This is a genomic window from Mucilaginibacter pocheonensis (assembly GCF_031456535.1).
Taxonomy (GTDB): domain Bacteria; phylum Bacteroidota; class Bacteroidia; order Sphingobacteriales; family Sphingobacteriaceae; genus Mucilaginibacter; species Mucilaginibacter pocheonensis.
On the sequence record NZ_JAVDUU010000002.1, the window covers coordinates 582215 to 600209 of the forward strand.

The 17995-nt window shown below is 40.6% G+C and carries 16 protein-coding genes and 1 tRNA gene; 7 read left to right on the top strand and 10 right to left on the bottom strand.

Annotation, left to right across the window (positions count from 1 at the left end; genetic code table 11):
* Positions 1 to 44 precede the first annotated feature (44 nt).
* Entirely contained in the window at positions 45 to 902 is an 858-nt protein-coding gene (locus J2W55_RS09435; RefSeq protein WP_310094786.1) for a ferritin-like domain-containing protein, read from the bottom strand.
* A gap of 13 nt (positions 903 to 915) precedes the next feature.
* Positions 916 to 1611: a ferritin-like domain-containing protein gene (locus tag J2W55_RS09440; protein WP_310094789.1), complete on the bottom strand. Its 696-nt coding sequence runs from the start codon at positions 1609 to 1611 to the stop codon at positions 916 to 918.
* A gap of 460 nt (positions 1612 to 2071) precedes the next feature.
* Here J2W55_RS09440 and J2W55_RS09445 point away from each other — a divergent pair, with 460 nt between their 5' ends.
* Together J2W55_RS09445 and J2W55_RS09450 are read left to right on the top strand one after the other, a co-directional pair.
* Positions 2072 to 2383 (top strand): hypothetical protein, encoded by a 312-nt coding sequence (locus J2W55_RS09445; RefSeq protein WP_310094792.1) that lies wholly within the window; start codon positions 2072 to 2074, stop codon positions 2381 to 2383.
* 127 nt (positions 2384 to 2510) lie between these two features.
* Positions 2511 to 2585: transfer RNA gene (locus J2W55_RS09450), tRNA-Val, on the top strand.
* A 210-nt stretch (positions 2586 to 2795) separates the two neighbouring features.
* On the opposite strand, the gene J2W55_RS09455 is transcribed toward J2W55_RS09450, so the two are convergent.
* Positions 2796 to 3203 (bottom strand): hypothetical protein, encoded by a 408-nt coding sequence (locus J2W55_RS09455; RefSeq protein ID WP_310094794.1) that lies wholly within the window; start codon positions 3201 to 3203, stop codon positions 2796 to 2798.
* A 386-nt stretch (positions 3204 to 3589) separates the two neighbouring features.
* The gene (locus tag J2W55_RS09460; protein ID WP_310094797.1) at positions 3590 to 3970 is read right to left on the bottom strand and encodes a hypothetical protein; all 381 of its coding nucleotides are present in this window, start codon (positions 3968 to 3970) and stop codon (positions 3590 to 3592) included.
* A 415-nt stretch (positions 3971 to 4385) separates the two neighbouring features.
* Here J2W55_RS09460 and J2W55_RS09465 point away from each other — a divergent pair, with 415 nt between their 5' ends.
* The 3 genes from J2W55_RS09465 to J2W55_RS09475 all read left to right on the top strand — a co-directional run bounded on the left by J2W55_RS09465 (position 4386) and on the right by J2W55_RS09475 (position 6166).
* The gene (locus J2W55_RS09465; RefSeq protein ID WP_310094799.1) at positions 4386 to 4979 is read left to right on the top strand and encodes a hypothetical protein; all 594 of its coding nucleotides are present in this window, start codon (positions 4386 to 4388) and stop codon (positions 4977 to 4979) included.
* Between the two features lie 311 nt (positions 4980 to 5290).
* Entirely contained in the window at positions 5291 to 5596 is a 306-nt protein-coding gene (locus tag J2W55_RS09470) for a MafI2 family immunity protein (protein ID WP_310094802.1), read from the top strand.
* 255 nt (positions 5597 to 5851) lie between these two features.
* Positions 5852 to 6166: a hypothetical protein gene (locus tag J2W55_RS09475; protein WP_310094804.1), complete on the top strand. Its 315-nt coding sequence runs from the start codon at positions 5852 to 5854 to the stop codon at positions 6164 to 6166.
* A gap of 184 nt (positions 6167 to 6350) precedes the next feature.
* On the opposite strand, the gene J2W55_RS09480 is transcribed toward J2W55_RS09475, so the two are convergent.
* The 5 genes from J2W55_RS09480 to J2W55_RS09500 all read right to left on the bottom strand — a co-directional run bounded on the left by J2W55_RS09480 (position 6351) and on the right by J2W55_RS09500 (position 14382).
* Positions 6351 to 8219: a RagB/SusD family nutrient uptake outer membrane protein gene (locus J2W55_RS09480; RefSeq protein ID WP_310094806.1), complete on the bottom strand. Its 1869-nt coding sequence runs from the start codon at positions 8217 to 8219 to the stop codon at positions 6351 to 6353.
* Positions 8220 to 8237: 18 nt separating this feature from the next.
* Positions 8238 to 11408: a SusC/RagA family TonB-linked outer membrane protein gene (locus tag J2W55_RS09485; RefSeq protein ID WP_310094808.1), complete on the bottom strand. Its 3171-nt coding sequence runs from the start codon at positions 11406 to 11408 to the stop codon at positions 8238 to 8240.
* Positions 11409 to 12301: 893 nt separating this feature from the next.
* Positions 12302 to 12829 (bottom strand): DUF2062 domain-containing protein, encoded by a 528-nt coding sequence (locus J2W55_RS09490; protein ID WP_310094810.1) that lies wholly within the window; start codon positions 12827 to 12829, stop codon positions 12302 to 12304.
* A 469-nt stretch (positions 12830 to 13298) separates the two neighbouring features.
* The gene (gene recO, locus J2W55_RS09495; RefSeq protein ID WP_310094814.1) at positions 13299 to 14024 is read right to left on the bottom strand and encodes a DNA repair protein RecO; all 726 of its coding nucleotides are present in this window, start codon (positions 14022 to 14024) and stop codon (positions 13299 to 13301) included.
* Positions 14014 to 14382 (bottom strand): diacylglycerol kinase family protein, encoded by a 369-nt coding sequence (locus J2W55_RS09500; protein WP_310094816.1) that lies wholly within the window; start codon positions 14380 to 14382, stop codon positions 14014 to 14016. The genes recO and J2W55_RS09500 overlap by 11 nt, the downstream gene beginning before the upstream one ends.
* Positions 14383 to 14542: 160 nt before the next feature.
* Between J2W55_RS09500 and J2W55_RS09505 the strand changes: the two genes are divergently transcribed.
* Positions 14543 to 16876 (top strand): efflux RND transporter permease subunit, encoded by a 2334-nt coding sequence (locus tag J2W55_RS09505; RefSeq protein WP_310094821.1) that lies wholly within the window; start codon positions 14543 to 14545, stop codon positions 16874 to 16876.
* Positions 16877 to 17012: 136 nt separating this feature from the next.
* Complete coding sequence (locus J2W55_RS09510; protein WP_310094824.1) at positions 17013 to 17789, top strand: SDR family oxidoreductase; 777 nt, start codon at positions 17013 to 17015, stop codon at positions 17787 to 17789.
* On the opposite strand, the gene J2W55_RS09515 is transcribed toward J2W55_RS09510, so the two are convergent.
* Positions 17786 to 17986 carry a hypothetical protein gene (locus tag J2W55_RS09515; RefSeq protein WP_310094827.1) on the bottom strand — a complete coding sequence of 67 codons (201 nt, stop codon included), beginning with the start codon at positions 17984 to 17986 and terminating at the stop codon, positions 17786 to 17788. The two genes, J2W55_RS09510 and J2W55_RS09515, sit on opposite strands and share 4 nt — an antisense overlap.
* Positions 17987 to 17995 lie beyond the last annotated feature (9 nt).

Below are 17995 nucleotides of genomic sequence, written 5' to 3' on the forward strand. Positions count from 1 at the left end.
TAAATTCCGGTCTTTTAATTTGTCATATAACAAGGTGCTGTACATTAGTGTTTAACCAGGAAACTTCCTGATAGCAAGGCCAAAACCTGCTCGCTGCTTAGTGCCTCGTCAAAAGCGGCCGTGGCTACGGCAACAGAAGTGGTACTGCTTGTCGCGCTTTTTAAAGAGGTAACATTTACACCTCCCTGAGTAACATTTTGTTCGCCATCATAGTTGCCGTTTAACAGCGCAATTCCGGTATCGTTACCTAAGGATGTTGTACTGGTGATCCAGGGTGTTTGAGCGCGGATCTGGCGAATGGCCGAAGCATGGCGCGCCTCAACCGCATGAATGGATAATGCCGCTGTTAATACCACCTGATTTTTTAACAAGAAACCGGCCTGACCCTTATAGGCCCTTACGCCAGTGTCTTCAAACGCCTGGGCAACAGCAAGAAAAGTACTGTAATTTGTTAATACATCTTTAAACGGACCATCACCCGATCCGTTACCTGCGGTTAAATCAATTTCGGGTTTTGAAACAGGTGTGCCACCTAATGATTTAATTACAGAGGTTAAGAATGTAACGTGGTTGTTTTCGTCTGTTGTTACCTGGTTAAAATAATTTGTAGCAGCGCTTGCGGGTATTAAAGCAATGCCTTTGTCTTTACCCGCGTTATAAAATGTAGATTCAAGATACTCTAAAGTAAGCGCGTAATTTAATACACCAATTACAGTTGAAGCCGCTGCATCGGCAGCATACGCTTTTTTAAACATAGTACCCACAGCAAACGGAAGCGCTGCAACTGCTACTTTTGAACCAAAACTGGTTATGTTTTTGATCACATCCCGGCGCGGGCTTAACCGCCCATAAACTTCCGGATCAACGTTTTCAATTTCTTCTATTATATTAAATAAATTCATAGTGATGGAGGGTTTAAGATGCTATGTAACCATAATTAACTGCACTAACTTTAGTTTTTAAGAAGCCGTTGGCAATCTTAAGAACCTCACCGATAGTTGCTGATTTATTTAGACTATTTGTTGTATCAATTACATCAGGTCCGGCGAACGATCCCGGAGTAATCATATTGCTGATCAATGCAGCGTGGCGTGCTTCTACAGAAACAATCTTCCCTGCTATGAGCAGGTAATCTGCACTTTCAATAAGATACCCAACGCCATCATAGGCGGTTACGCCGGTATCTTCAAATGCCTTTGCTGCAGCCAATACTTTTGCGCGATTGCTAAAATCGATAGAAGAAAAATCCGGAGTTAAATCAGGGATAGCTTTTGCTCCTAAGGCTGCCTTGAAAAATTCGCGGTGCAGAACTTCGTGATCCCGAATATCAGTTAACAATTTAGTTTCCGCACTGGTAATGCCGCTAAAAGGAGTGGCCGCAACTTGCAAGTAAAAGGCCGCTTCCAGTTGCTCTAAGGCATAGGCGTAGTTTAATATAGCGAAATCATTTTTAGCGCCAAGATCCACCCCGGTTGATGATGGCGTGATCTTATGGTCCTTATGGCAAGCTGCTGTAGTCAGTAAGCCAACCGACGCCACCCCGGCATAACGCAAAAACGACCTTCGGGCCATATTTGCATCCAGTACGCTTTCTTGTTGTTCTGTTTTCATAAAAGGTAAGTTTTTTAAGTGTTCGATTAGTTTTGTAGAAGATATACGCCTAATTGAACCTAACGGATTGGAGGATGCGGTAAATACCTCACTCCTAACAAGAGTAATTTACTTTAAATCAATTTGAACAGAGGGGGTTGGAATAAGTGGGACTATTTGCCGTAAAAATTTCTTAAATAAAAAAGGCCGAAAAACTCTCGCAGTGTTTCGGCCCTACATCTACCTATGAAAAACAACCCTTTAGAGAAGGGTATTAAGTTTAATTCAAATGTAATGCCAGTTTACAAAACGGGCTAAGTAAGTAAGCTAAAACCTTTTTGGGGTAGCTGATTATCAGCACAGTGTGGAAAATACTTCCCAAATGTGGTTACTATTTACCCACGGTTAAAATTTAACCAACAGGTTATTATTAAATGCTATATTCAAGAAACCATAAGCCACCAACATTGTTATCATTTTTATGGACCATAACATTTACTTGTTGGCAACTGACCCTAAAAACCCCTGCCGGGACGTTATTCATTCAAGGGATACGCGCTTGAAGGTTAAAGTTTTTTGTCTTGATAAGGAAAGGTTTAGTCCGGACAGTAATGAATTGCAATTATATGGTTATGCCGACAATAAATTATTGGCGTTTGAAACCATTGATGTTGCAGCCGAAGACGCCATTGATTTGGTTAATGCCATTAAATGGTATGCTAATTATATCAATTGTCCCAAAATGGAAATATTACCGGAGGATCCGCGTCCGAACCAGAATATAGCCATGTAATAGCAAAACAAGCACTTTTCAGCAAGTTTTGAAATGCAATTAACTAAAAGTGAGTTGTTTAAATGAAATTGAAAATATTTTTTTGAAGAATAGATCAGAACTTCTATATTTGCAGTCCCAAACGCAAGGGAGTTTAGCTCAGCTGGTTCAGAGCATCTGCCTTACAAGCAGAGGGTCACTGGTTCGAACCCAGTAACTCCCACACTTTTAAACCCTTCAGATTAAATTCTGAGGGGTTTTTTGTTTGATGGGTTACTTGAAAAGGGGTATAAACATGGCACTGACTTATTTAGTGCCGAGTCGAGAATTGTTAAGAGGCTACTTCAACCATTTAAAAGGTGGCTCAGGTAAGTATACTGGCAATCGGATCAGTTGGCTCCCTTTTAATAAAGGCAAGATACAGCTTTTTCGTCTATGTCTTAACCGAATAAGATGAAGGTTTAAGCTTAAAGAACCACACACCGGCAACAATCACAATGCAATAAGATAAAGCCCAGGGTAATATTTCTTTATAGGTTATAGGATCATCGTTGCCAAATATCAGAAAGAACGGCAGCAATGACAGTACAAAACCGATAGAGCTAAGGTATAGCTTGAATGTTAAAGTGCTTATATTTAGTTGATAGATGCAATGTAAAGAAAGCCAAAACAGCAACCAAATCAGTGAAGATAGGGCAAGGCCATATGGTATTGAATACAGAATAAACCCCGCACTGCCTTTAAGATCTTGGAGTTTAGTTTCATGAACTATGTAAATCAAAGGGCCTATAACTACGCTTGTTAGCCAGATCTTAAGACTATAAATAAGCGTTTGCTTCATGACTCCATTGGTTGAGTATTGGTTTCAACGCTATAAAACCATATGCCACCTACAACTACTATGGTATAAATAATGAGCGGGGATAGAAGGAAAGAATCTATCTTGGTATCTGTCCCATTGAACGGCCAAAATGGGATAAAGACAAGCATGGCCCCAATTAGAGCAAGTAATAATTTAAGGTTTATACTGCTCAGCTTACTTTGCGAAAGGAAGTAGCAACAATATAAAAATATTGCGGCGGGTATGATCGGTGTTGTTTTAGAGGTATGGAGTGAGACCTCATTTGAGGTTGAGTTCGTCAGAGAGGACGGTACGCATTACGAGTTCAAGGGACAATATACTTTTACAATTGACAATAGCTTCATTAAAATTTAAATCAACCAACTTCACTTTAGTTGTAATTCAATCACCTTGTTTTCAAGGTCAATGGCTACCCATTCAGATAGTTGTTCTTTTGGAATGCAATATTCGAGACTTAATCCCTTCGCGTATAGCCTTAGGGAACTCTTTCCAAATTTGATTACCATATCATAATTATCTTGGCCATCCACTCCAATCCATGCTTTGGTTATGATCTTCCTTGTGTCGTTAACGCTTTTCTTTGATAGATGGCTATCGACTGAAGGCATTTGAACACCATCACACCACAAGTCTTTGAATTGCGGCTCTTCTGAATTACTGAGCATGTTGCTTAAATGATATTCAAGAAGCAAACAGAAGTTCTCATCAAACGGCGTCTTAACCACCAGGCTTTTATCCTCATTCATCTGTTATTATAAGTTTACAAAGTGAATTTAAGAAACGCGTACGATATTCATCCAAGAAGTTTTCAAGAAGGTCTCTCTCCCGATAAATAAGTAGCTTCAACAAATAATTTAAAAGTGTGTTCTGGGCGAACGACCCGTTTTGAATCTACCCCTCTTCCTGTTGCCCATAGAAAAGGAATTATTTTCTGTCAAACCAAATGATATGAAACAACAACAACTAATCAGATTCTATCACCATATAATAAAATGTATCAGCGTGGCCTTTTCCGGCATAGGCGATATGGAAGATCGGGGATTAAAGAAGTAGGTGACATGATGCAGTTGAATTAAAATATGCGGATGTCCCGGCTGTAGTTTCAGATGCGGGGTACGGAAATTAAAATCGATCTTCAAAAAACCATGTTGGATAAACAATTTGAATATCCTTCATAGACATCATATCTTCGCAAAGGCTACTTGCGAAACAGCCCAAACAATATCACATTTCATTAAAACACATATAACTTTGCATTATCCATATTTATCAATCACTGTATTCCTAATTGCCCTAATAACTATAATTAGCTGCAAGCAAGTATCAAAAAAAGAAAATAAGCGAAGCCAGTCTAATAGTTTTGTTGCCACGCGTATTAAAATAGCAGAGTTACCGAATCTGCTTTATCATTTACAAAAGAGGCAACTAGAATATGATTTCTTTGGAATTACTTCAAATGGTGTGGACTGTATTTACTTCATCCCTACTGCAGATCACTTCGACATAGAGTTTGAAGTTATGAGTGAAGATCAAAAGCCTTATCTTCAAGAACTACGTTTATATGCCGATCAACATCATTGGAAAACCTCAGACACTACCTACAATAATAAGCCTATGTATAACTCTGCAGAATCAGCGCCTGTACTTCACATTCACACGAATGCAAGTAACTCTGAAATGGCACTGATCGGAAAGAAATTAATGGCTGATTTGTTTTCCAATAATGATGCTACAACTTATGATGTTGTTCCTTAGTTAAGATACAGGGTTATACTTACTTGCGTGTTATCTGTAAAGATGGCGTCTCGCGAACGACACATATAAATTTAATCGCTCAGCTATTCACTACTTTGTAAAACGTACTACAGAAGGAAACTATGACTTGTTTTACTATAAATTCTCCACATAAATGCTGCCTAAAAGGGGATTATGTTGAATATAAAGGAATCAAGGTCTTTATGATAACGGCGTAGTAAGGCCCACCAACAAATTTCTGATTAAAGGAATAAAATCTTCCACAGTAGTTCCTATCCACCCTTCAACAACAAAATATAAATAGAGTGATTATGACCAACGAAGAAAAAAAGTTTGATCTGTACCTGACAGTTCTAAGGTTTTTAGCATTCAGCATAACTCCTAATTTAAGGCGTATATATCTTGATATTGATTTAGATTTACATAAAATGTACCTAACGGCTTACTATTCAAAAACACCTTCAGAATTGGAATTGGAGTTATTGGATGATATAGAAACCAATAGTCAGGCACATATCCCGGATTTTTTAGTTTATACAGAAGTCAAGGTGGGTTATGATTATAATGAAAATGTAAAGCACGATTTTGTTGTTTTTGCAGTTTATGAAGAGAATTGATTAAAGATTCTATCCCTCTTGCAGTACGTTGATAATGTGTATGCAAGAGCGGGTAACGCTTGCATGCGCGCGTAAAATAAGTACTCTTGCCGTAACCATCCCGCTTGTAATATTAGGAGAGATATTAATAGCAATCAATTCAACCACTGCGTTGAGTTTTTGCTTTTTATAAGCTAATCTGGTTTTAGACGTTAAATGAGATCACTAAATTCACAAAAGTATCGTAAGCTACTTTATTAAAAGGTATTGAAGTAAATGACTACAGATAACATTATCGAAGTCGGAATTAATACAGATGGGCAATTATATCTTAAACCTTACAAAGAGAAGTTTCCTTTGATCTGGCGTAGTGCCTCGGAGGTCCATTGGAATGATAAAGAGCATCATTTGTATTCACCTAAACCAAGAGAATGGTCTTATTTAGATTGGTACAAACACATCGTAACGATTGTTAAAGATGAGTATGGTTGCGAGTTAGTTATAACTGGTCATACAAGTTGGTCAGATATACCTGATGACCTAAAAGGGGATATATGCTTATTCAATTCAGGTTTTGACAGGCCTCTGTAAAGCAAGAAAATGTAAATTCTCTGAATTGAGTTTGAACATTCTTAATCTGTGATCCAGCGTTTTGCTGCAGCCTGCAAAGAGTAATATCCTCATAATCTTAAAAACGGAATAGGTTTTTAGCGACTATCTGATATTTACTAAAAGAGGATAATGCTTTAAAGCATTATCCTCTTTTAGTAATGGCCTATGGAATTTTATCCAACGGCGGCACATTGCTTGCTGCGCCTGCATATCCTTTGTTTTGATTGATATGACCGTTAATATTCAACTGAATATCATTGTTAGGAATGGGCCATAATACATGGTATGGCGATATAGTAAAGGTGTTCCCCGAATTGGTAATTACTCCTTTGTTGTAGAAGTCGGTCTTTTCCATGATGCGGTCATAAAAAAAGTTCGATTCAGCGAAATTATTCATACTGTATGTTTTGCCTGTATATGACGCCTTCCCGGTTAGGGCAAAAATATAGGCCATCCGTGTAAGCTCGGTTTTGCGGGGTTCTTCCCAATAAAGCTCACGGGCACGTTCGTCAAGTACAGTGCCTAAATTAATTTTACTGGCATCAGTTAAGGGTGCGGCTTGTGCCCGTGCCCTAACCACATTCAGATCGGCCATGGCGCTTGCCTGGTCGCCTTTCCATATATAAGCCTCTGCTCTCAACAAATACGTTTCAGCTAAGCGGAATACATACCAGTCGGTATCGGTACCACGGGGCGGGCTCCAGAATTTATCAGTGGCGATATTGGTTGAACTGATAAATACTTTATAATGCGGCCAGCCAAACCAGCAGCGTATGGTATCTCTTGGCCCGTTTAAAAACCGGGTGGCAACATTATCTTTTGTCCATTGCTCCAGGTGCTTGCCATACCAGCTGGGGTCTGAGGTTTTTAGGGCCGGGTTATTATAAACCAGGTCGGTCATGTTTATCCAGTTGCCCGGAGCATGCCTTAAATCGGTGGCGTCTGTCCAGATATACTGTGTGCTGTATGAGGTTCCCCTGTACCGGCCAATGCCTCTGCCATAATAAAGCGTAAGCGGAATTTCAACGTTCACGGCGTCAACTATCCCCGCTTTGTTTTTGCCGGGAGTAAGTATGGTATTGGCCTGTGAATAAAAAGGTGTACAGTTGCGCATTAATTGCGAGCCCTGGTCGGTGTTCCCTTCCAGGTTATCCCGGTCAATTACCAGGTATAAAGCCTCGGTATTGGCTGCGATGGCTTTATTGTCAGGGCGGTGCAGGTCCCAGATAACATTTTTGGTGGCATCGGCCCCGGTGCTTCCAAAGCGGGCGGTCATTAAATGGTATGGTCCGCTGTTGATCACAGAATTTGCAGCGGCAATGGCATCATCAAACTTGCCTAAAGAAAGGTCAATCTTGGTAAGTAAATGACTCACAGCGCCTTTGGTAACATCTCCTTTATTGCCACCATCGGTTACCCATTGCTGTGCAAACTCCAGGTCGGCTTTCATTTTTTGAAGGATCACCTCTCGTTTTACGGTTGCATAAGCAACATTTGGGGTACTCTCCTCTTTGATGGGGCAGGGTACATCGCCAAACTCATGAACCAGGCGATAATAGCAATATGCCCTGTGAAAATAGGCCTTACCTAAAATATCATTCCTTTGCGCGTCAGAGGTATATTTAACATTATCAATACGGCTAATAATAGTGTTGGCATAACGCACGCCCTGGTACCATTGTTTCCAGTACCAGCCTATCTTGTTATAATCGTTATTGTTCAACTCGGCTGTTGGGGTAATGCGTACATTCAAATCCTGTGCCGGCGTTGTTTTATCTGTAGTTCCTTCAACGGCTACATCAGAAAAAATAGATTCTGTAAGCATGGGGGCCGAATCGCCAAAGAACTCAGCCCTCAAATTCTTATTTAAGAAATTAAGCGCGGCCTGCATAGCCGGTACCGAGGTTAAAGTTAGATCGGGAGTAAAATCAGAAAGATCTTTTGGTTTTAAAAAGTCCTTTTTGCAGCTCCCTGTAACCAGCATAGCGGCTAAAGTAACAGAGGCTATTATTTTTTTGCTTATCGTTTTCATGTTAGTCAGTTCAAATTTTTAAAATACTACATTTACGCCTACCGATATATACCTTGGTGTCGGACCGTCATTTTCCGGGTCCCAATAGTCCCAGTTAGGGGCATATACTGCTGCGTTGGTTACATTGGCATATAATTTTGCACTTTGTATTTTTAAAGGTGTAAGCCATGATTTAGGTAAATTATAACCCAATGAAACGGTGTTGAGCCTAACAAATGAAGCTTTACGCCAAACATTTACCGTTGTGCCGCTTGAGCCTGAGTTTAAACGGGCATAATCATTTATAGGATTATTGGGCGTCCAGTAAGGTTGTATATATGATGAGGTTCTGGAAATACTTACGCCGCCCTGGTTGTTGATAGCCTGATTATAGCGCCTGAGCTGCCCCCAGTTGGAAAGCAACAGGAAGGAAAAGTCAAAGTTTTTATAGATGTTGAAGTCGTTACGTAAGGTCCAGGTGAAACGGGGCGATTCATGCCCAATAAACTGTTTGTCATCATCAGTATATTTATATTGATTAGGACCGCTGTTTACCAGTTTTTGCAATTTAAAATCGCCGGGGACAGCGCCATATAGTGCAGCCTGGTCTTTTTCGTTAGTTTGCCAAACACCTAAGACCTTGTAGTCCCATACCGCGTCAATATCCTTACCTATAAACCAGCCGTTGGCTTTATCACTGTTTTCAATACGGCTTACCGTTCCATCGGCATTAATAACATCAGCCAGGCCATATAAATGTTTAATGGTATTGCGGTTTAAGAAAAAGTTAAGGGTGCTGTTCCAGGTAAAATTACCTTCTGTTATATTTTTGCTGGAAAGAGCAAATTCAAATCCTTTATTGTTTACCTGGCCAATGTTTGAAATAACGCTTGCAAATCCCGAAACCTGCGGCAGCGTTCTTTGCACCAGCAAATTGGTGGTTTTTTTGCTATAAACATCTATTGAGCCGTTTAAACGGCTGTTAAATAATGCAAAATCAAGGCCGGCGTTCAGTGAAGTTGTGCGCTCCCATTTTAGGTCGAGACTGGCCATTCTGCTGATGTATAAAGCAGAGCTGGCAATAGCTGTGCCCCCGGGAGTAACCGTGGGATATTTTTCGGCGGTAATAACAGCAAGCGCCCGGTTGGGGTCAACCGTACCATTATTGTCCCTTATATCACGGTTCCCGTTAACGCCGTAGGATAAGCGCAGCTTGCCATAGCTTAACCATTTGGCTGATTTCATAAAATCCTCGTCAGAAAAAATCCAGCCGCCTGCTACTGAAGGAAAATTGTCAGTTGGGTGCTTTTGTCCAAAAAGCGAATACCCATCCCTGCGAACAGAGACTGTAAGTAAATAGCGTTGAAGTAATGTATAGTTGATACGACCGAGGTATGCATTGGCTGTAGAGTAACGGTCATCGCTGCTTACGGTTGGCTTATTGCCGGCGCCAAGGTTATGGAAACTCAGGTCATCATTAGGATTAAAACCCTCATTATACTCGTAAGTATACCATGACTGATACTTTTCGGTATTGGCCAGTAAAGTAATATCAATATTGTGAATATTGTTAAAGGTGCGGTTCCACTTAAGTAAATTATCTATCTGGTAATTATAGCGGTTCTCCATAGCCCGCTGAGCCTGTCCGCCCGGTACGGTCACATTAGGATTGTGTGATGAATTATGATAGAAATTGCGGTATGAGTCATAGCTGGGCGTAAAATTTGTTTGGAAAGTGATGCCCAATGGTAATGTGAGCCTTGCATACAGATTTGCAAACAAAGTATTCTGTATGTTCATGCTTTCATCATAATAATTATTTAAAAAAGGGTTCCGAGCGTTTAATCCGGCATCATCGGTCGGGATCCTTCTGAGTGAACCATCCGGGTTATAAAAATCGCCATACGGAGAGTTATTGGTGATCTGGGTCCAGTCGGCTTCTGTGGTATGGGTTCTGTCAACCGCATTGGTATTAACATTACTAATGGCAGGTAAACCGCTCTCATTCCTTACAGCATATTGAGCGTTGATGCCAACGGTTAAAAATTTAGTGGCCTGCCCTTCCAGATTTAACCTTGCACGTACGTTACTATATTCGCCCCCAACAATAAGGTTTTGGTTTTTGGTATAGTTTAATGACATGTAGTAATTAACATCTTCCCTTCTTCCAGACATGCTGAGCGTGTGGTCCTGCCTGAAACCGTTCCGAAAAACCTTGTCAAACCAGTCAATAGTTTTGCCAGCCATATAATTGGCTCTTTCATTTGGCACTAAGCCAAGTCTGCTCAACCATTGGTCAACCGGATCGCCCGATGCATTTGTTAAGGCCATCCACTGTTCTAAGGTTACATCGGCAGGCAGCTTTCTGGGATCAGTATATTCGTATGCAGGGTTATTAACGTTAATGCTTCTCATAACATCGGCACGCCAGTCTAAAAACCCCTGCGGGCCGTATACTTTTTGTTCTTTTTCTAACTGCGCAATACCAAAATTTGAATTAAGTGTGATGAGGGGCGGTCCGGTTTTACCTTTTTTTGTGGTAATGGCAACTACACCTGCTGCTGCTCTTGAACCATATACTGCAAGGGCGCTGGCATCTTTCAGCACGTCTATTGAGGCTATGTCATTGGGGTTGATATCTGCCTGCTGGCCATTATATATAACTCCGTCCAGTACTATTAAAGGGGATGTATTGCCGGTTAATGTAGCCTTTCCGCGAACAAGCAGATTGCCACCGCCCTTTGCCGAAGTATTCATGCTTACGGAAAGCCCGGGGATATTCCCTTTCAGTACATCGCCAATACTGTTAGGGTTTTCGTTTTCAAGCTGGGTGGCTTTTACACTCGATACAGCGCCTGTAACGTCTTTTTTTTGCCGGGTACCATAACCAACAACCACTACTTCATTTAACTGTTTGTTATCCTCGGCCAGAGTAACGTTTATGGTTGTGCGGCCGTTTACTGATTGCTCCTGGGCAACATACCCAATTATGCTGAACACGAGCGTGCTGTTTGATGGAGCACTGAGCGCGAACTGGCCCTTTATGTCAGTGGCTACACCATTTCCGGTACCCTTTATCTTTACAGATACACCGGGTACGGGCAGGCCCTTGTTATCCTTAACCGTTCCTTTTATGGAAAGGTCCTGGGCAAGGGCAAGTGTGCAGCCTGCCATCAAGAATAAAATAAGGAGAGTAATTTGTTTTCTCATAATTTTAATTGGTTAATTAATTGATTTATAGATTTTTGTTTAGTAAGGCGAATGCCCAGTTCAGTAGAATTGCACAAACAGGCAAACAGATCCGTTATAACCGACCTGCTACCTTCCCATAAAATTTAATTGATGCGATACCGGAAACTTATCCCTGGGCTGCTAATTTGCGCGGATCATAATTGTTGACGATACTTTCCTGTACAAAAGCTCGTTATATGACAAAATGGGGGAGTTTTTTCTTCATATTTGTATGGCTTATTTAAATTTCGGTTGAATAAGGCAAAAGCGTTCCCTGCAACACCTGGTGTTGTTGTTTGGCTAACGGAACATTTACAGATATCGGTAGTGCTGAACCCACTACCGATTCTTTTTTTGAATGGGCCTGTTCTACTTTTTCATGATATATGGTTAATCGTTTTACTTAATATGCCGCTATTATCCCCTGTCGGACCATATGTGGACCAATATCACTTACGTTCTGCAGTACATCGGAAGCGTGCAGGTATTTAAGGCAGCTTAACAATAATAACTAAGTCGGTTTTATTAAAAATTAAATCGCTTGTTTATTTATAATTGGTTAAATAATATTGTTGGATTTATCAAAAGTATTGGGAGTGAACAGTTTTTCATAAGCTTTAACTATTTTTATTTACGATAACGTTTTCGTTAAAAAATTGTCGTGCGGAGTTAAGTATAGCACATTCTGTAAAAACACACGTATCCGCTTAAGCGCTGATAAAAGGTTTTACACAAATATTGGCTGTCAGTATTTTTGACTCAATAAGGTATATTATTTTATTAGGGAAGGCAAGGGTGAAAAAGGCTCCCAGGCACTGGCGCATTCATCATTATGCGCTTCTGTTTTAATTTTTACCAGGCGTTTTTTGTTGTCAGGCAACAACTATGGGTTTCTTTTTAAACAATTTAAGTAATGCCAAACTGAGCAGGCCAGTCACCAGACCGGCAATTATGGCAAGTGATATACTGCCATACAAATATTGTTCAAGGTGTAAGCTGATTGATTTTATGGTAATGTTACCTGAAAATGGAATGTCTGTATTATTATCTCCCATCAGGTAACCGCCGGTTTTATAGCTCAGAAAAATTATTACCGGTATCATGGGCGCAAAGCTGATATGTGCTGCTAAAATAACCAGCGCTTTATTCAGGCGGAACAGCGCGGCCAGGGAAAAGGCCACTATTAACTGAAAGCCCCAAATGGGCACAATCCCCATAAATACCCCAAACCCGATTGATATAGCTTTAAGTTGTGCAGAGTGATCTGGGTTAAACAGGTGTGTTTTTAAAAACTGTTTACTTTTTTCCTTACTGAACAAAATCCAGAGTGTATCGGCTGATTTAGCGATCCATTTCCAAAATTCCAAAAACCGTGTATTTATCTTTTTGATATTACTCATAGGGCTTCAGCCTTTACCTTATCGGGGTTATTTCCATGCTTTAAACAAAATTTAGGTAAGGCACAGCGCAAATTTATCTGTATTGACATTAAGCAGCTTTTATCTTTTTAATAAGCAATCATTCTGTTGTAAAAAGCCAAAGGTAAATGTAATTATAGCAGGTTTAAAAAACATTTAATAAGGCGGCATTAATTATAATGCACATTATTAGCAAAATACATGTTAAATTTTTATTAAAAAATTAGTCTACTAATTCTATAGTGCATATATTTGTAACAATTGTTATTATCGATCTAACCAATTAGTTCTTTATGGTAAATAATGAGGTCAGTCAACTAAAAAAAAGAGATGGCCATTGGCTTTCTCTTTTTTTTGTGTTATAAGGGCTTCCTTTACTATTTAGAACACCTAATTTCAAATGCCCTGTAAAAGATATCATGATAATTGAGACCGGGATGCGGCTTGGTTATTATGACAATACTTCTTCCAATACCTCGGCCGACCGTATGCTGCCAAAGCCTTCAATGTGGATGGCATAATACTCTAATAGTTTCTGTATCAGGTAACGGCGTTCGTCATTGCTTATTTTTAATTGCTGCATGTTTTCAAAGCTGCATTGCAGCAACAAACTAAAGTTTTGTGTATGAGGTGGCGACAGGTACAAAACGCTGTCGGGTTTATATTTACTAAAGATGCCGTTCTTCATATCAAAATAATCGGCACTGCCGGCAAGTTGCCTGTCCGGATAAAACCCTAAGTAACGGCTCAGCTGTACCAAAAACAGCAGGTGAAAATTAGCCACGCTCCCCGTTTGATGATCAAGCCATTCTATGGCGCTAAATACAAAATCAAATAAATTTTCGTCGGCCGTTTGTTGTTTTATTGCTTTATACAATACCTCATTCAGGAATATGGCTACGCAGCTTTTTATCACATCATAAGGAATGGTTTGCAGCACCGGTGAGTTTTTAAGCTCGGCTATGCGCTGTACACTGCCTGTATTTTTGTGGTAAACTACCAGGTCAAGCAGGTGCAGCGGCTGCAGCATATTGCGGCCTATTTTGGCTTTCGGTTTTTTAGCGCCATTAATGATGTATGACTGCAGGCCAAACTTTTCGGTAAGTAACTGTACAATAACGCTGCTTTCGCCATAATCTGTGGCCTTAAATACAATGCCCCTGGTTTTATGCAGCATGAGGTAACAGTAAAATAAGTTTGGGTAAAAAGATAATGAGGCCAGTAATAAGGGCAAATACCGCCGCAATTACTACAGCGCCGGCACTTATATCTTTAACATGCCCGGCTTTGGTATTATAAGTAGGCGAAACCAGATCGGTTAACGTTTCAATGGCCGTATTTAAAAGTTCTGTAACCAGCACTAAGGTAATGCTCAGCAAAATCCATTGCCACTCTGAAGCCGAAATATGAAACGCCAGGCCCATTGCCAATACAACAATACCGGCTACCAGGTGTATCCTGAAATTAAGCTGGGTAGCTGTTGCATATTTCAACCCGTTAATGGCAAAACCAAAACTGCGTATCAGTCTTTTCATACATACAAAAGTACATTGTTATTGATACTTATACATTTAAATTATTTGTGCTTTGCGCCGGTAAATAGGCTGATGTCTATCTCTTTGTCACAATATAAATATCTCAACCGGCGGATAGATCAAAATTCGTAGTTTAGCGCCGCCCTTAATATCACTTGTAATGTTCTGGAAACATACCGCTTCTTTTATCCTCAAAAACAGGCTTATAGTACTTATTTGCGTTATAGCGCTAAGCACTTTTATGGGTTTTGAGGCTGCAAAAGTAAAGATAACCTTTAATGGCGGTAAGGTGCTTCCGGTTACCGATTCCGCCTATATACGCTATAACCAGTTTAAAAAAACCTTTGGCCAGGATGCTTCATCGATGGTAATAGGTATAAAGTCAGATAAAATTTTTGACAAAGATGTATTTAATGACTGGTACCGCATAGGCACCCGGCTACAACAAATAAAAGGCATTAAAGCGGTAGTTTCTATAGCCAATATTTACAACCTGCAAAAAGATACAGCACAACACCGTTTTGTAATAAAACCGCTGGTTAGCCAGGAATTGCCAACCGCTCAGGCCGTTGATAGTGTAAAACAGCAGCTTTTAAACCTGCCGTTCTATAAAGGTTTGGTGCTGAGCAATGATGGCAAATCAACCCTTATGGCGGTTACTTTTGATGACAAGATAATCAATACCCCGTACCGTGTTCCCATCATCAAAAAAATGACCGATTTGGGCATGCAGTTTGAGCAAAAGCACGGAATAAAAGTACACTACTCCGGCCTGCCGCTTATCAGGACTGTTGTGGGCGATTTGGTGTCGCATGAATTCTCCATGTTTTTAAGCTTATCAATACTCATCACCGCGTTAATATTACTGCTCTTTTTCAGGTCGTTCTTCCCGGTTATTTTCCCGGTACTTATTGTGGTGCTTGGGGTAGTATGGAGCCTGGGCGTGTTGGTGTTAATGCATTATGAAATGACCATACTTACAGGCATCATTCCGCCGCTTGTGGTAGTTATTGGCATCCCCAACACTATTTTTATCCTCAATAAATACTATCACGAATTTGAAATATCAGGCGATAAAATGGAGGCTTTGAAGATAGCCCTTGAAAAAGCCGGGATAACCACATTTATTGCCAATATTACTACAGCCATAGGCTTTGGCGTGCTTTGTTTTACCAACAGCGAATTGCTTACACAATTTGGCCTGGTGGCTTCACTGAGCATATTGGCCACATTCGCGCTGAGCCTGATACTGGTGCCTATTGTTTTTAGCTATTTGCCAAAACCTAAAGCAAAACAAACCGGTATTAAGCACCGCAAATGGATGAAAGCCTTGTTGGCTGGTTTAGATGGCCTGGTACATCAAAAACGCAAAGTTATTTATATAACTACGCTGGTACTTATCGGGATCTCTGTTATTGGCATATACAGGATCAACATCAATGGATATGTGGTTGATGATTTGCCGCAGAATAACAATACATTAACCGATCTTAAGTTTTTTGAGTCGAACTTTAACGGGGTGTTGCCGCTGGAAGTAAGCATTGATACCAGACGCAAAAATGGGGTAATGAACCAGGGAACCATTCGCAGGGTGGAAAAACTGGAACGCCTTATTTCATCATATCCGGAGTTTAGCCGGTCAATCTCATTGATCCAGGTATTAAAATTTTCAACACAGGCGTTTTATGGGGGCAACCCTGAATATTACCGGTTACCCGATGGTTTGGAGCAAAATTTCATTCTTAACTATGCAGGTAACTCCGGTAAAAGCTCAGGCACGCTTAACAGTTATCTGGATAGCACCCATCAGGTAACCCGGGTAACATTTGAAATGGTTGATGCCGGATCAAAAAAAATGAATGCCGTACTGGCCGAATTGCAACCTCGTATCGACTCGATCTTTAATCCAAAGAAATTTCATGTTGAGCTTACAGGCTCAAGTATTATATTTATAAAAGGAACCAATTATCTGTTAAAAAACTTATATGAAAGCCTGGCCTGGGCTATTTTACTAATTGCCGGGGTAATGTGGATATTGTTCAGGGGAATAAAAATGATAGCTGTATCGCTGGTGCCCAACCTGGTGCCGCTTATTATTACAGCGGGTATCATGGGTTTTTTTGGTATCCCGTTAAAGCCATCAACAATACTGATATTCAGCATCGCGATGGGCATATCATCTGATCAAACCATTTATTTTATAACCCGCTACCGGCACGAACTGCGCCACAGCGCAAAAAGCATATCGCAGATCATATCAGATACCATCCGCGAAACCGGGGTGAGCATGATATTTATTGCTACAGTATTGTTTTTTGGTTTTGGGATATTTGCGGTATCAAAATTTGGCGGAACCGTGGCTTTGGGTATTTTATTGTCAATAACCTTGTTGGTGGCAATGATTAGCAACCTAACCCTGCTGCCCGCTTTTTTATTGAGCCTGGATGGCGGGGTAGACCGTAAGAAGTTAAAAGGGCCGGATATTGAGGAGTAGCCTCCATCCTGCCTTCCCCAAAGGCGAGGGAGTTAAAAATTTCGCGGGTGAAACTTTTGAGTGCCTGTTGATGTATTGTTTAAATATTAAAAACTATTAAAGACCCTCTTGTTTGAAGAGGGCATGGAAAGGTTTTATGGATCTTAAACTTAACAACAAAGTAGCCCTGGTATTGGCAGCAAGTAAAGGATTAGGCAAAGCAATAGCCACTGCCTTATCTGCCGAAGGTGCAAAAGTGATCATTGGTTCGCGTAATGAAACTGAGCTTGATAAAGCAGCGGACGAGATAAAACAACTTACGGGCAACGAAGTGATTGCTATTCCTGTGGATGTATCAAAGGCTGATGAAATAGAGGCATTTGTAGAAAAAGCCGCAGGGGCATTCGGTCACATAGATATTTTGTTGAATAATGCAGGCGGGCCGCCGTTTGATAAATTTGAGAACTTTGATGACGAACAGTGGCAAAAAGCGTTTGACCTTAATCTGCTTAGCTTTGCACGGTTAAGCCGCCTGGTATTGCCCCACATGCAAAAAACTGGCAGCGGGCGTATCATCAATATTATTAGCGGCTCGGTAAAGGCGGTGCTGGGCAACTCGGTACTATCAACCAGTATGCGTATGGGTGTGGTAGGCATGGCCAAATTAATGGCCGATGAATTTGGCCCCTACAATATTACCGTAAATAATGTTGCCCCCGGCCTGATCCTTACTGACAGAATTAAGCATACTTTACCACAAGATACTGATCCTGAACAGGCATTACACGAAAAAACAAAAGGTATACCACTTGGCCGCATTGGCAAGCCCGAGGAACTGGCCGCGCTGGTTACTTTTTTAGCATCAGAACAGGCAGCCTATATTAGCGGCACCACTATACAGGTTGATGGAGGCGCAAACCGGAGTATTTATTAATTGGGATTTGTCTCGGTATTGTTTTTTCTGCCTTTAATAAGCAATAAGGCCTCTCCAATAAAAAATACAGAAGTAATGCCCAAACCAAAGCTGGTCCATTTATCAATGGTTGGGTTTTTGGCATAAGTTAGATTAATGATCAAAAAAATAACCGTTAACACGCCGGTTATAAGCGTTATTAATTGCTTTGTTTTCATAAACCCTAA

Bases quoted from the DNA above. Each gene is read 5' to 3' on its own strand.
- J2W55_RS09475 (WP_310094804.1), top strand. From the start codon at position 5,852: ATGACTACAGATAACATTATCGAAGTCGGAATTAATACAGATGGGCAA.
- J2W55_RS09500 (WP_310094816.1), bottom strand. From the start codon at position 14,382: ATGAAAAGACTGATACGCAGTTTTGGTTTTGCCATTAACGGGTTGAAA.
- J2W55_RS09460 (WP_310094797.1), bottom strand. From the start codon at position 3,970: ATGAATGAGGATAAAAGCCTGGTGGTTAAGACGCCGTTTGATGAGAAC.
- J2W55_RS09455 (WP_310094794.1), bottom strand. From the start codon at position 3,203: ATGAAGCAAACGCTTATTTATAGTCTTAAGATCTGGCTAACAAGCGTA.
- J2W55_RS09470 (WP_310094802.1), top strand. From the start codon at position 5,291: ATGACCAACGAAGAAAAAAAGTTTGATCTGTACCTGACAGTTCTAAGG.
- J2W55_RS09440 (WP_310094789.1), bottom strand. From the start codon at position 1,611: ATGAAAACAGAACAACAAGAAAGCGTACTGGATGCAAATATGGCCCGA.
- J2W55_RS09480 (WP_310094806.1), bottom strand. From the start codon at position 8,219: ATGAAAACGATAAGCAAAAAAATAATAGCCTCTGTTACTTTAGCCGCT.
- J2W55_RS09485 (WP_310094808.1), bottom strand. From the start codon at position 11,408: ATGAGAAAACAAATTACTCTCCTTATTTTATTCTTGATGGCAGGCTGC.
- J2W55_RS09515 (WP_310094827.1), bottom strand. From the start codon at position 17,986: ATGAAAACAAAGCAATTAATAACGCTTATAACCGGCGTGTTAACGGTT.
- J2W55_RS09435 (WP_310094786.1), bottom strand. From the start codon at position 902: ATGAATTTATTTAATATAATAGAAGAAATTGAAAACGTTGATCCGGAA.
- J2W55_RS09490 (WP_310094810.1), bottom strand. From the start codon at position 12,829: ATGAGTAATATCAAAAAGATAAATACACGGTTTTTGGAATTTTGGAAA.
- J2W55_RS09505 (WP_310094821.1), top strand. From the start codon at position 14,543: ATGTTCTGGAAACATACCGCTTCTTTTATCCTCAAAAACAGGCTTATA.
- J2W55_RS09510 (WP_310094824.1), top strand. From the start codon at position 17,013: ATGGATCTTAAACTTAACAACAAAGTAGCCCTGGTATTGGCAGCAAGT.
- J2W55_RS09445 (WP_310094792.1), top strand. From the start codon at position 2,072: ATGGACCATAACATTTACTTGTTGGCAACTGACCCTAAAAACCCCTGC.
- recO (WP_310094814.1), bottom strand. From the start codon at position 14,024: ATGCTGCATAAAACCAGGGGCATTGTATTTAAGGCCACAGATTATGGC.